The following is a 13491-nucleotide window of genomic DNA, read 5'->3' as shown; positions in this document are numbered from 1 at the left end:
GTTATTTTTATTATATCCCAATTTGTCAAATTAAGCTAGATAGAAAAAGCCATCTATATTAGTCTCAGATAAACGCTCACATTTGTCTGAAAGAAACTAACATAAATGATCTACACTACTCCCTATCAAGTTTTTCTGAGACAGGTGAAATTGTCTCGCTCAATTTGACAAATGAGGAGTTTTTATTATTTTTCACGAATCACTTCTACCTTGTATCCATCTGGATCTTTGATAAAGTAATAGTTTGGTTGAGTACCTGGAAGCCCTTTAGGTTCCGTTACTTCATAACCTTTTTCGCTATGTTCTTTGTGAAGAGCTTCAAGGTCAGGTGTACTTAGAGCGATGTGAGCAAAGCCGTCACCTACAACATAAGGCCCATGATCATAGTTGTAAGTCAACTCCAATTCATAGTCATCACCGTCAAGACCTAGATAAACAATCGTAAAAGCATAGTCTGGAAAATCCTTACGACGCAATTCCTTAAATCCAAAAGCATCTTGGTAAAAAGCAATTGATTTTTCAAGATTTTCTACTCGCAAGCAAGTATGTAACATTTTTGAAGCCATTTTTTCTCCTTTGTTAAAAAAAGACTGGAACAAACTTGCACCAGTCTTATGAATAATTATTTACCAAGTTTTGCTTTAGCTGCATCTGCAAGAGCTGTGAAAGCTGCTGCGTCGTTAACAGCCAAGTCAGCAAGCATTTTACGGTTAACTTCGATCTCAGCCAATTTCAAACCATGCATCAATTGTGAGTATGAAAGTCCGTTCATACGAGCTGCCGCATTGATACGTGTGATCCACAATTTGCGGAAGTCACGTTTCTTTTGACGACGGTCACGGTATGCATAGTAGTAAGAGTTCATTACTTGTTCTTTTGCAGTACGGAACAAGATGTGTTTAGCTCCATAGTAACCTTTAGCTAATTTAAGAATACGTTTACGACGTTTGCGTGATACAACGCCACCTTTAACACGTGCCATTTATATTTCCTCCAATATTTCCTAGAATTCTTTACTTACAAATACGCGATTATTTCAAGCGAGTAAGCATTGCTTTGATACGTTTGAAATCTCCTGAATGCACCATAGATGCTTTACGAAGATGACGACGTTGTTTCTTAGTTTTTCCGTGGAAACGGTGAGAAGTGTAAGCACGGAAACGTTTAAGTCCACCAGAACCTGTACGTTTGAAACGTTTAGCTGATGCGCGGTGTGTTTTTTGTTTTGGCATGATATTTTCTCCTTTTTTTAACTTTCTGACAGATTATTTCTTGTCAGTTGCTGGTGCCAACTGCATGAACATTTGACGACCATCCATTTTAGCACGTTGTTCGATGATAGCAATATCTTGAGTTGCTTCAGCGAAGTCTGCTAAAACTTTTGCACCAATTTCTTTATGGGTAATCATACGTCCCTTAAAGCGAATAGATACCTTTACTTTGTTTCCTTTTTCAAGGAACTTACGAGCATTGCGAAGTTTAGTTTCGAAGTCACCCTTGTCGATAACTGGGCTCAAACGAACTTCTTTCACGGTCACAACGCTTTGTTTTTTGCGTTGTTCTTTTTGTTTCTTCTGGTACTCAAATTTGAACTTACCGTAGTCCATAATTTTCGCAACAGGAGGTTTAGCTTGAGGCTGAATGAGAACCAAGTCCACGTTAGCTTCATCCGCAAGTGCTTGCGCTTCGCTTAGTGGTTTGATACCCAATTGCTCACCTTCAAGACCGATTAAGCGAACTTCGCGTACACGAATTTCATCATTGATGAATAAGTCTTGCTTTGCTATGGTTTTCACCTCTTTTTTTAGTTTAGAGAAAAACAAGAGCGGACTTGCTAACGCAAATCCGCACTACATGATTATATTTCATTCCTGAAACTTGATCTGTAGGGGCCAGACAACGTTAGTCGCAAGGCGAGAAGTTCTCACTTCTGCTTTTCTCATCTTGTATATGATATCAAGTTTTCCCCTACTTGTCAAGATAAAAATTTATCTTTTTTATTTTTTCTCAATGGAATTTTGATTCAAGTCAGATCCTTAGGTATTGACTCTACTGATTCCGTGAATAGTAAATCTCATGTGGTTTCACATGGTTACCTAGCAATTCAGATACTGTAACAAAGCTATATCCTTGTCCTTGCAGATACTCAATAACTTTTGGCAATGAGTTAACGGATGTTTGATGGATATCATGCATGAGGATGATAGATCCATTTGTCGCTTGACGTTGAATCTCAGTTAAAATAGCAGCCTCATTCTTGCTCTTCCAGTCCAAACTATCAACATCCCACATAATAAAGCTCAAATCCAGGCTGTTGCGGATATCATCTGAAACAGCACCATATGGAGGTCGCATCAATTTTGAACTTGTTCCAAGTACACTAGTAATTGCTGATTCTGTATCCGTAATTTGCTTCTTAGCATCTTCCAATGATAGCTTGGTTAGAACTGGGTGGTTCCAACTGTGATTTCCGACCTCGTGCCCCTCAGATTTCATCCTTTTTAGAAGAGCTTCATTCCCACTAATATTTTGGCCTTGTACAAAGAAAGTAGCTTTTATCTTGTACTTGGCTAGAATATCTAAAGCTTGTGGTGTTGTTGTTGCATTTGGACCATCGTCGAAGGTGAGAGCTACAACTTTTTTATGTTTTTCCTCTTGAACTTTTTTATAAAGTTCAGCATCTTTTTCTGTTAGATATGATGTTTGAATAAAATCAAAGAAATTTGAAATAGGCATTGCTATTTCTTCTATATTGTTAGTTGCTTTGACTGGATAAAGAACCAATTGGCTATCTTTATAGGCAAACTTCCAAGTTGATAATTCTGCCGCTGATAAATCAGCTGAAACTTGATCAACCACTGATTGCTCAACTTGTTTATCCTGAAGAGTAGACTTAAGATCTTCGAGTAATTTTTCCTTAGCTTTGCTTGTATCTGTGAAAAGTTGGTCCAGAGTAAAGACAGAACCATCTTCTTTTAGATAAAGCTGACTGAGTGTGGTATTTTCTAATTCGACAACATTCGAATTTACCAAATTAAAAGCTTGCTTTTTAATCAATCGATTTTCAACCCCAGTTAAAGATGAGTCCCCTTTTTCTGGGTAATAAAAAATCAACTGTTCTTTTCCTTCTACTTTGTCAGTGATATCCTTTACAATCTCATTCTTAACAGAGGAGATAACACTATCTCCAACCATTGGATAATAGGTGATAATCTCTGATTTTTCCTTGCGAAAATGTTCCTTTTGAGTGCCTTGTGAGTAGACTTCATCTTTTTCCTTCTTGAGACTTTCAATCTTTTGTTCGAAAGCATGTTTACTCATCACTTTATAGGTAATTACACTGCCAAGTGCTAACATTGTTATAAATAAAAGCAAGACAAGAGTGCCAAGCTTTTTATTATTTTTCTTCTTTACTTTATTCTGGGGTAATCTCTTTTTTGTCATAGTTTTATCATATCAAATCAGAGCTATAATTTCAATGAAAACACAGAAGAAAGTCATTTTTAATAGGAAAGGAAAAGTAAAAGAACCCTGGCACATTCTAGGGTTCTTTTTAAAATTAGAAGCGAATACTTTCTCTTGTTTTCTCATAAGAAGTAACAAAACGGTTGGTTACTCCTGGCTCAGCAACTTCTAATGCTTGAGAGATTTTTTCGAAAGATGCTTGGTAATCAAAGGTCGTTTCAAAGATATTCAAAGCTTCTTGGAAAGCTTGTTGAATACGATCATCAAATGATCTGTAACGGTTAGAATATTGAAGCAATTGTTCTGTCAATGTTGCATTTTGAACAATACTGTATGTTTCTTCTTCCAACATATTCATATCATTTGTCGCAATCTCAAGAATACGATTGACAGATTCGATATTCACTTGTGCTTGTTCCAACTCAGCCATTAAGTCTTCTGTACTGTGACTTGCATCAAAGAAGAGCTTCAAGAATTTTTGTGGAATCCCTGGAAGATTTCTCTTCTCCATATAGCGTTTAATGGTATGTAGACGGTTGACGTATACATTTGCTTTTTGACGAGCATTGATGTCATCCTTTTCAATCTGAACAAGGCGTTCGCTGACACCGATTTGGTCATCTTCAATATCTTTTAATGTAGATTGGAGACTTTCTAAACGTTCTTGCAAGACAGAGTATGCTTCTGAAACTTCTGATTGGTCGTTTGTCAATTCTTCAATTGTAGTATTCAAGGCAGAAATATCTGCTTGAAGGCGACGAACTCGATTCACATCGCTTTCTGAAATCAAGTAAGTTTTACCAAGACGTTCGATATCTTTAACCAAGACTTGATTGTTTTCTTTCAAGTGTTGAAGATATGTAGGTAGGGTTGTTACCAATTTCTCGAAAGCTTTATGAGCGTTAATTTCACGAGTGAAAATATCATAAAGCGCATTGATTTCTTCTTGGATTTGAGTATTTTCATACTCTGCGTTATCCAATTCTAATTTGCGAATATTTTCGTGATTGTTTTTCAAGGCTTCATATAGAAGTTGAAGTCGTGATTCGATATCAGTTTCTACAAAATGGTAGTTCTCATCTAAGAGTTTACGATATCCTGCTTCTAAATCTTCAAGTTGATCTGGCAACTCAGTAGTAAGTTTAGCCACAATCGCTGGAATTCTTTCAACGATATGTGTCAACGCAAGAATATGATTTTCTGCGTTATCCAAAATACCTGCTGCTTCAACTGGGTCACCTGAAGAGTTCAAGGTTACAAATTGAGAAAACTCAGATTGGATATTCTCCAATTGTTTTTCAATTTCTGGAAGAGCTTGACCATATTTTTCAGAATCTTCGGCTACAGTATTTTGTAGTTTTTCAAACAAGTCTAAGGCATGCAATACGCGTCCGCTATTTTTTGATTCTTGTTTTTCCAAATCTGACAAGGCGTTGCGAATTGCTGCAATATCCTCTTCAACAAGTTCGATTTGACTCTCAATTTGATCAATTTGGTGTTTAGCTTTCAAGAAACGGAATGAGCTATTGTAACCTTCAGCTTCAAAGAGGTTATTCTCAATATCCGCAAATGAGTTAAGAGATAAATCAACCCATTTTTGGTTCCATTCTCTAAAAGCAACCTGACTTTGACCAATCAGATGCATGTTTTTAACAACCTCTACCTCATCATTAACGGGGAGATTATATAGTTCTTCTTTTCTTTCTTCTAAAGCTGCAAGTCTACTCTCATTACGTTTACGAAGCAAAATTGCTACTGCAAAGGCAATAAGAAGCAGAACCGCGATTCCAATCAAGGTAATAATCAACTGATTATCTGTCATATCTAACTCCTTTTATACTTGACACAATTGTAATGATTATATCATATTTTTAAAGCCTTGGGAACTATTTCCTAATTTTTTTAAACGTCAAGAGTACTGTACACAGCGTTTTCTTCGATAAATTCACGACGTGGTTCTACTCGATCACCCATAAGCATATCAAAAATTTTATCTGCTTCAGCAGCGTCATCCACTGATACACGGGCCATAAGGCGATGTTCAGGATTCATAGTAGTTTCCCAAAGTTGGTGGTCATCCATTTCTCCAAGACCTTTATAACGTTGAATGGTTGGTTTTGAACGACCTTCACTGTAGCGAGCCAAAGCTTCTTGCAAGCGAGTTTCTTGGTCTACACCTGGCTGAATATATTCTTTAATCTCACTACCAACTTTAACACCGTAAATAGGTGGTTGAGCGATATAAACATAGCCTGCCTCTAAAACAGGTTTCATATAGCGATAAATCAGAGTTAACAAGAGGGTACGAATGTGAGCTCCATCGACATCGGCATCCGTCATAATAACCAGTTTTTGGTATCGAGCCTTGCTGACATCAAATTCTGCACCAAATCCTGTTCCCATTGCTGTGAAGAGACTACGAATTTCTTCATTAGCAAGGATTTTATCCATACTTGCCTTTTCAACGTTAAGGATTTTCCCACGAATAGGCAAGATAGCTTGAAATTCACGGTCACGTCCTGATTTTGCAGAACCTCCCGCTGAGTCTCCTTCGACGATAAAGAGTTCCGTTTCAGCTGGATTATTTGATGAACAGTCAGCTAGTTTCCCTGGTAGATTTGAAATTTCTAAACCTGATTTCTTACGAGTCACTTCTCGTGCACGTTTTGCTGCCACACGAGCCTTAGCTGCTAGGATACCTTTTTCTACGATGCGCTTAGCAATCTGTGGATTTTCCAAAAGGAAGTCAGAAAATGCATCACTGAACAAGCGGTTGGTAATCTTGACAACTTCACTATTCCCAAGTTTAGTTTTCGTTTGCCCTTCAAACTGAGGGTTTGGATGCTTCACAGAGATAACGGCTGTCAATCCTTCACGGACATCCTCACCTGTTAGGTTATCTTCGTTATCTTTTAGAAGTTTGTTTTTACGAGCATAGTCATTGATAACACGAGTTAAGGCTGTACGGAAACCTTGTTCATGTGTTCCACCTTCATGGGTATGAATATTGTTGGCGAAACTCATGACATTCTCGTGGTAACCCGTTGTGTACTGCATGGCTACTTCCACTGTAATATCATCCATTTCACCATCTGTGTAGATTGGTGTATCAAAGATAACATCCTTATTTTCGTTGAGGTACTCAACGTAGCTCGCAATCCCACCTTCATAGTGATAATGCTTAGTCTGCTCTAGTCCTTCACGTTTGTCAGTGATAGAGATTTGAAGACCACGATTCAAGAAGGCTAACTCTTGAATCCGTTTATTTAATTTGTCAAAGTCAAATGTTGTTGTCTCTGTGAAAATTTCTGGGTCTGGAGTAAAGTGAACGATTGTTCCTGTTTTATCTGTATCCCCAATTACCTCTAGGTCAGCCACAACATGTCCACGACGGTATTCTTGGTAATAAATTTTTCCGTTTTTGTGAACGCGAACATCCAACTGAGTTGAAAGAGCATTTACAACGGATGAACCTACACCGTGGAGACCACCAGATACCTTGTATCCGCCACCGCCGAATTTACCTCCGGCGTGAAGAACAGTAAAGACTGTTTCAACGGCAGGACGACCTGTTTTTTCCTGGATATCAACTGGAATCCCACGACCATCGTCAATAACTGTAATTGAATCATCTGGCTCAATAAAAACTTCGATATGACTAGCGAATCCAGCCAAGGCTTCGTCGATAGAGTTATCTACGATTTCCCAGACTAGGTGGTGAAGACCTTCCTTCGAAGTTGAACCGATGTACATACCTGGACGCATACGAACAGCTTCCAGACCTTCCAAAACTTGAATTTGACTGGCATCATAATCTTGTGCCTGTTGGTTTTTAATATCTTCTGTCATGTTTCCCCTTTTTCTTACATGTCTATTGCTTGTTTTAACGCTACAACGTTCTCAAAGAGATAGGCATCTAAGCCTGCAGCAAGTCCTGCCTCTACATCAATAGCACGGTCACCAATGACCAGACCAGATGTAATTTGATACTTATCACGTAAATAAATCATCGATTCAGGATTTGGTTTACGTTTAAATCCTGAACTAGCTGTCACTACTTCTGTAAAGTATGGTGCTATCTTTGTTTTTGAAAGAATCTCCAATACCTGATCATTTCGATGAGAAACCAAGAAATTACGGCCACCTTGGTCTGATATTTCTTCCAAGAGCGCAGGAATCCCATCAAACAATACTGGGTGTTCAAGATCACGGGCTTCATTTTCTTTATATTTCTCAAGAAAGTTTTCAATACCTGGAGCATACTTTTCGATGGCAAAGGCAGTCGAAACCTTCAAAGCTTCGTAGACACTGTCGTGCTCCTGCTCAATCCCGAACTCTGCTAATGTTTCTACAAAAGCTGCTGTAGAAGTTTCATAATTATCAAGCAGGGTTCCACCTAAATCCCAGATGTAATCGTGATATTTCATACCCTTCATTATACCATTTTTTTATAAAAAAAGCGATGTTTACCTTGGTTTTTGCCATTAAAAAAGAGAAGAATCTTCTCCATCAAGAAAGATTCTCCTCAGTTTGTTCATTATTTTTCAAATAGATCTGTATAGAGCATGCCATTTCTTAGAGATTCAGCATCTCCGCCCAGTGTTTCAACCAAGTGGTAAGCAAAGGCTAAAGCTGTTGCTGGCCCACGGCTAGTGATAACATTCCCATCCACTACTACTGTTTCTTTGCTATAGTGGCCGTCAGCAATTTGTTCCTGGACTCCATCATAGCAGGTGAAGTTTCTACCTTCTAGTAGACCTGCCTGATTCAATGCAATTGGAGCCGCACAGATGGCTGCTACCTTTTTACCGATTTTCTCAAATTTTTGAAGTTCAGTGATCAATTGTTCATTGTCCCTCAAGTGGGCAGAACCAGGCATACCTCCTGGAAGGACAATCATATCATACTCTGATAAATTTCCATCAAACACTCGATCGGCTTGAACTTGAATGGCATGTGAACCTGTCACTTTTTCACCAAATCCGACCATATGGCAGGTGATATTTGCGCGACGCAAGACGTCTACGACAGTCAAGGCTTCAATTTCTTCAAAGCCATTTGCTAGGATAACTGCAACTTTAGGCATAGCGACCTCCTTATTTCACTTTCTTCAGTACAACTTTTTTACGTTTAAATCTTGTTCGACCACTCTTTTCATCGGCGAGATGTGTTTGGTAGCTCATCGATAAAAGAAGACCGACACCGATGAGATTACTGATAATGGCTGATCCCCCTTGGGAAATAAAGGGCAAAGGAATCCCTGTTAGAGGAAGGAGTCCTGTTACCGCACCGATATTCTCAAAAATGTGGAACAAGAGCATCATGATAAATCCAGTTGAGATATAGGTGTAAAATTGATTGTTAGATTTGAGAGTAATCTTTAACATACGATAGATGAGGAGCAGATAGAGTGCAATCACTACTACTGAACCAATAAAACCAAAATCTTCAGCGATAACTGTGAAGATCATGTCACTCTCACGGACTGGAATGAGGAGATTGGACACATTGAATCCTTGGCCAAATACTCCACCACTACCGATGGCAATTTGACCCTGCGCCTGTTGATAAGTAGTTGTTTGAGCATAATCAAAGGGATTGAGCCAAGCCAAGATACGGTTAATCTGATAAGTCGGCATGCCAAGTTGGTGCATAAAGGCACGCCCATCCTTTGTAATGAAGATGGCTAAAAATCCTGTAATGGCTGATACAACTGTTACAAAGACTGGAATGATAATCTTCCAAGAAACACCTGACAACAAGACAAGACCTGCAAAGATCGCAACAAAAACCATTGCCGTTCCAAGGTCACTTTGTAAGGCTAGCAACACTAGAACTGGAATCGTGAAAACGATCATCCAAAGAATCAAAAGAAAATCTAAACCGATGGTCCGTGCTTGGTCCTTGTATTTTTTAGTGAAAGTTACAATCACATAGGCCAACATCAAGATATAAGATATCTTCATGAATTCGGAAGGTTGAAAAAGTGTATAACCACCGATTGATACCCAGTTTTTTGCACCTGTTGCAGCAACTAAACTTGGATTATAGAAGACCAAGGGTAAGACCATCAAGGCTAGACCAAGACCATATAGATAGGGGGTGGACTGCCATAAAAACTTGGTGTTAAAAAACATAACTACAAAACTAAAGATAATCCCAAGGGCTATCCATGCCAGTTGCTGTCCAAGTATGGGCCAAACATTGTTTGGGTAGTCATGACTAACTGCTATATAAATCGCTACAACTCCTATTACCAATAGACAAAACACTGGTAATATTAAACTATAATCGACCCTAGAGTCGAATGAACGTTTCATAACGGCCTCCTTCATTCTTTCTGATATTCAATTCATTGTTTATTTAAAAATTCTTGAACGTTGACAAACACTTGCTCTCGGCTAATATTCCTTACTCGACTAGTGCGAGACAAGGCCTTGCTGATTTGCTTGCCATATCGTTTGCTTGACATGCGGCTGTCTAAAATCAAAACTGCGGAGCGTTGACCAACTCGGCGCATGGTCCTACCTATCGCTTGCTTGAGACGAATAATCGCCATAGGAAGTTGGTAATCATAAAAAGGGTTCTTCCCTTCAAGACGGAGTTCTTGATTCATCTTTTTGGTAAATGGATCCTCTGGATTTTGGAAAGGCAAACGTGTCACCACTTCAATCACCCGAGGATGTCTGGAAAAATCGACTCCTTCCCAGAAACTCCCCGCACCAAGTAAGAGCTCACGCTCTCCTTTTTCAAAGCGTTTTTTCAATTGAGCTGGTTCCCCATGCTTATATTGAGCTAAATGGGGAATTCTTAAAGTATCAGATACCTGCAGCAATAAATCTTTTGCAGTAAATAAGACTAAAATCGGTTCTTCAAGGTAGGACAAATCTTCTAGAACTTCCACAACTGCTTGTGCATATTCCTCAAGCGAAACTTCAGTCACCAATGGAAAATCATTCACCAAGAAAATTTCCTGATTTTCCTGAAATTGTTCATCTAGGTAATAAATATTTGCTTGCGGGAATCCTAACAATTCTGGCAAAGAAACCCTGCTACTAATTTCTAGGGTTGCAGAGATTCCGAGAAGCTGGCAGGATTCTGGAAATATCTGAGAAAATAACAAACGCTGATCGCGACTAGAAGTAATCTCGATTTTTTTACTAGAGAGTTCTGAAACTGATAACCAAAATTCTCCTTCAGACGAGAAAAATCTCTGATAGTCTTTAAATTCTGGAAGATTCAACTCTGAAAAATCCTGTTGGAGCTTATCAATGCTACTAGCTGGGCACATCTTACGTTTACCAGATAGAAACTGCTCCAGCAGATAAGAAAGCTCAAAACGAATACTCTCTAGCAAGCGTCTTTCAAGCATGCCTTCTTCTGTAGATAGAGCTTGGTCTAATTGTTCTAGCAAATCTGTAAGCAAATACGTTTTTCGAGAAAGATTTTCCAAGGTCAACAAGATTTTCTGGGCTTCATCCAAAATCAAGAGACGACCCTCTAAAAGACTCGGATCATCTTCAAGTCGAGTAACGAGGTAAGCGTGATTGGTCACTAGCAACTTACAAGAACGCGCTTTTTCCTGACCACGTCTCCAAAAATCCTCAAACCAAAAGAGAGAATCTTTGTGAAGATTTCCATCATGAACCAAGTCTGGCAAAAATTGCTGGTAGCGATAAAGTTGACCAATTTCATCTAAGTCTCCAGTTTCCGTTTCAGTCAGCCAAACTAGGAGTTGCATTTTGAAACGTGTATACAAACGATTGGACTCTTCTTCCTCTAGCGACGCATGAAAGGCATCTAACTTCAAGTAATTCTGTGGTCCTTTGAGACTGTGAATAGAGATATGAAAAATCTCCTCTAGTCTTTTTGCTTCCTCTTGCATCACTTGATTTTGAAGGATTTTAGTTGGAACACTAAGTAGGATCCCCCCTTCATTCTCAAGAGACAAGGCTGGCAGGAGATAGCCATAAGTTTTTCCGATTCCTGTTTGAGCCTGAATAAAAGAAATGTTTTTCTCTTGCAAGCACTTTTGAACCTTTTGGGCGAAGCGTTCTTGCAAGTTTCTCTCCTCCAACCCCAACAAGGCAATATTGGTTTGGAAATCTTTAGATAGTTTTCGTGGAGAAAGAGCTGATTTTTCTTTTCTTAAAAATAGACCTTGCACCTCTACCAAATCATGTTCAACTAAGAGAGACTGCTTCTGATAAACTTCCTCGATAACCATGTAAGATTCGTACAACAGGCTATCTGACAAACTCAATAAGCGCTCCAACAAACCTTTTGGAAGTTGAAACATCTTTTGTCTCATACAAAGAAAGAGTTCTGCAGTTGCTTGGGCATCTGATAAGGCTGTGTGAGCTTGCTCCAAGGGAATTCCCAACTCTTGGCAGAGAATTCCAAGATTATACTTTTCAAGCTGAGGATAAAAGACTTGAGCCAACTCAACCGTATCGATACGAGGGGTGCGTAATTCATAACCTTCAAAAAATAGGAATTCTGCCAACAAATTGGCATCGAACTGAACATTGTGCGCAACAAAAATACCGTCTTTGACCAGTTCAAAAATCTTTCCAGCTACCTGGGAAAACTCTGGAGCCTTTGCTAAACGCTTATCAGTCAAACCCGTTAATTCTTTGATATGAGAATCCAAGTGTTCATGCGGATTGACATCAGTGGCATATTGCTCAACAATCTCACCATCTTCAATGACTACAATTCCCACTTGGATGATTTTTGCCTTGCTTCCGGTACTTGTTGCTTCTAAATCTACAACCACATACCGATCATTTCTAAAATTCATCACTAAAAATTATATCAAAATTTACATCATTTGACATCCATGAACTTCATTTGAAGAATTAAGTTTCTTGCAGGATTTGAACAAAAATGATTGAATAGAATTTTAGAAAAGGAGGAAATTCATGAACCCATTGGATTTGTTTAATCAAGTAAAAGAACTCGTTGAGAAAAAAGATTTTTCTGCAGCAAAAACATTTGTCGAAGAAAACAAGGATCAACTAGGGGACTACCTTAGCCAAGCGCAAGCTTTGGTTTCAGGATCAGAAGGGCTTGACGGTCTTGTTGATAAAGTCAAAGGCCTCTTCTAATAGTCAAAAGACACCTGAGTTTTTCAGGTGTCTTTTTGTATTTTCTTCATGAATGCAGGAATATGTTGACTAATCATGGTCGGCAGAACTACATAGTTGACATCAGCTAGTTCTTGAGCAATTGCTGAGTGCAGATAGGTCGCTACTGTCACTCTTTCATAGAAACTAACTTGTGGGAATTGGCCTGCAAAGCCAGCAATCATCCCAGCCAGAGTATCCCCCATACCCCCAGTCGCCTGATAGGGACCCCCAACCTCTAACTGATAAAAATCAGCTTGACCAGATTGCCAGATTCGAGTCGCAGGACCTTTTTGAACTAGAATCGTCCCTGAAGGAAAACTCTTCAAAGCCTCTCCTGTTTCCTCAGCTCCTTGAGAAGTCAAATCTAAGCCTGATAAGACTTGCCATTCCCTTTGATGTGGAGTTAAAACAAGGTGGGCTTTAGGAAATTTCAACCCCGTCTTAGCAAAAATAGATAGGGCACCACCATCCAGTATGAGAGTCTGGTCTTGGTCTAAATGATCAAAAACTGTTTGCAGAAGCTCTTCTCCACGCTCATCATCCACTAGTCCAGAGCCAACTAAGACAATGTTAGCCTTCTGCAACTGTTGCTCAAGTAATCGCTCATCATCAAGGCCAAAAGCCATAGCCTCCGGCAGATGGCTATGTAGAGCTGGAATATTCTCTATATCCGTTGCTACGGTCACTAAGCCTGCACCACTTCTAACAGCCCCTAAGGCAGCCATAATAATGGCTCCCCCATAAGGATACGTTCCCCCAATCAAGAGAAGACGACCGTAGTTACCCTTATGACTAGAACGAGGACGCTCGATGATCACTTTTTTTAGTAAAGCTTTCTTAATATCCTTCATTATTACTTCCTTACTACTTCTTGTCTCTCATTATACTACAAAAT

At 39.1% G+C, this 13491-nt stretch carries 13 protein-coding genes and 1 other annotated feature; of the genes, 1 reads left to right on the top strand and 12 read right to left on the bottom strand.

Annotated elements, in window-relative coordinates:
* Positions 1-185: 185 nt before the first annotated feature.
* From gloA to ACXYSN_RS00915, 11 genes are all read right to left on the bottom strand, one after another.
* Positions 186-566: a lactoylglutathione lyase gene (gene gloA / locus ACXYSN_RS00965; protein WP_045615477.1), complete on the bottom strand. Its 381-nt coding sequence runs from the start codon at positions 564-566 to the stop codon at positions 186-188.
* A 56-nt stretch (positions 567-622) separates the two neighbouring features.
* Positions 623-982: a 50S ribosomal protein L20 gene (gene rplT / locus ACXYSN_RS00960; protein WP_000124834.1), complete on the bottom strand. Its 360-nt coding sequence runs from the start codon at positions 980-982 to the stop codon at positions 623-625.
* Between the two features lie 49 nt (positions 983-1031).
* Entirely contained in the window at positions 1032-1232 is a 201-nt protein-coding gene (gene rpmI / locus ACXYSN_RS00955; RefSeq protein ID WP_001125942.1) for a 50S ribosomal protein L35, read from the bottom strand.
* Positions 1233-1265: 33 nt separating this feature from the next.
* Positions 1266-1796 (bottom strand): translation initiation factor IF-3, encoded by a 531-nt coding sequence (gene infC, locus ACXYSN_RS00950; RefSeq protein ID WP_006149857.1) that lies wholly within the window; start codon positions 1794-1796, stop codon positions 1266-1268.
* 15 nt (positions 1797-1811) lie between these two features.
* Positions 1812-1942 (bottom strand) — a sequence feature (ribosomal protein L20 leader region).
* Between the two features lie 107 nt (positions 1943-2049).
* Entirely contained in the window at positions 2050-3444 is a 1395-nt protein-coding gene (gene pgdA / locus ACXYSN_RS00945) for a peptidoglycan-N-acetylglucosamine deacetylase PgdA (protein ID WP_006149840.1), read from the bottom strand.
* Between the two features lie 115 nt (positions 3445-3559).
* Positions 3560-5287, bottom strand: coding sequence for a septation ring formation regulator EzrA (ezrA, locus tag ACXYSN_RS00940; RefSeq protein WP_441348005.1), 1728 nt, complete (start codon positions 5285-5287; stop codon positions 3560-3562).
* Positions 5288-5367: 80 nt separating this feature from the next.
* Entirely contained in the window at positions 5368-7314 is a 1947-nt protein-coding gene (gyrB, locus tag ACXYSN_RS00935) for a DNA topoisomerase (ATP-hydrolyzing) subunit B (protein WP_458635839.1), read from the bottom strand.
* 14 nt (positions 7315-7328) lie between these two features.
* Positions 7329-7892 carry an HAD family hydrolase gene (locus tag ACXYSN_RS00930; protein WP_254726973.1) on the bottom strand — a complete coding sequence of 188 codons (564 nt, stop codon included), beginning with the start codon at positions 7890-7892 and terminating at the stop codon, positions 7329-7331.
* Positions 7893-8002: 110 nt separating this feature from the next.
* A complete protein-coding gene (locus ACXYSN_RS00925; protein WP_458635838.1) occupies positions 8003-8551 on the bottom strand; it encodes a DJ-1 family glyoxalase III in 549 nt (182 codons plus the stop codon).
* A 10-nt stretch (positions 8552-8561) separates the two neighbouring features.
* On the bottom strand, positions 8562-9785 hold the full coding sequence (locus tag ACXYSN_RS00920) for an FtsW/RodA/SpoVE family cell cycle protein (RefSeq protein WP_006149934.1): 1224 nt from the start codon (positions 9783-9785) through the stop codon (positions 8562-8564).
* A gap of 32 nt (positions 9786-9817) precedes the next feature.
* On the bottom strand, positions 9818-12268 hold the full coding sequence (locus tag ACXYSN_RS00915; protein ID WP_458635837.1) for a bifunctional DnaQ family exonuclease/ATP-dependent helicase: 2451 nt from the start codon (positions 12266-12268) through the stop codon (positions 9818-9820).
* 121 nt (positions 12269-12389) lie between these two features.
* On the opposite strand from ACXYSN_RS00915, the gene ACXYSN_RS00910 reads away from it, so the two are divergent.
* Positions 12390-12575, top strand: coding sequence for a hypothetical protein (locus tag ACXYSN_RS00910; protein ID WP_006149832.1), 186 nt, complete (start codon positions 12390-12392; stop codon positions 12573-12575).
* A 23-nt stretch (positions 12576-12598) separates the two neighbouring features.
* On the opposite strand, the gene ACXYSN_RS00905 is transcribed toward ACXYSN_RS00910, so the two are convergent.
* Positions 12599-13447, bottom strand: a complete 849-nt coding sequence (locus ACXYSN_RS00905; RefSeq protein ID WP_458635836.1) for an NAD(P)H-hydrate dehydratase — start codon at positions 13445-13447, stop codon at positions 12599-12601.
* Positions 13448-13491 lie beyond the last annotated feature (44 nt).

The organism is Streptococcus sp. V869 (genome assembly GCF_054353515.1).
This window is presented reverse-complemented; position numbering and strand designations above follow the sequence as displayed.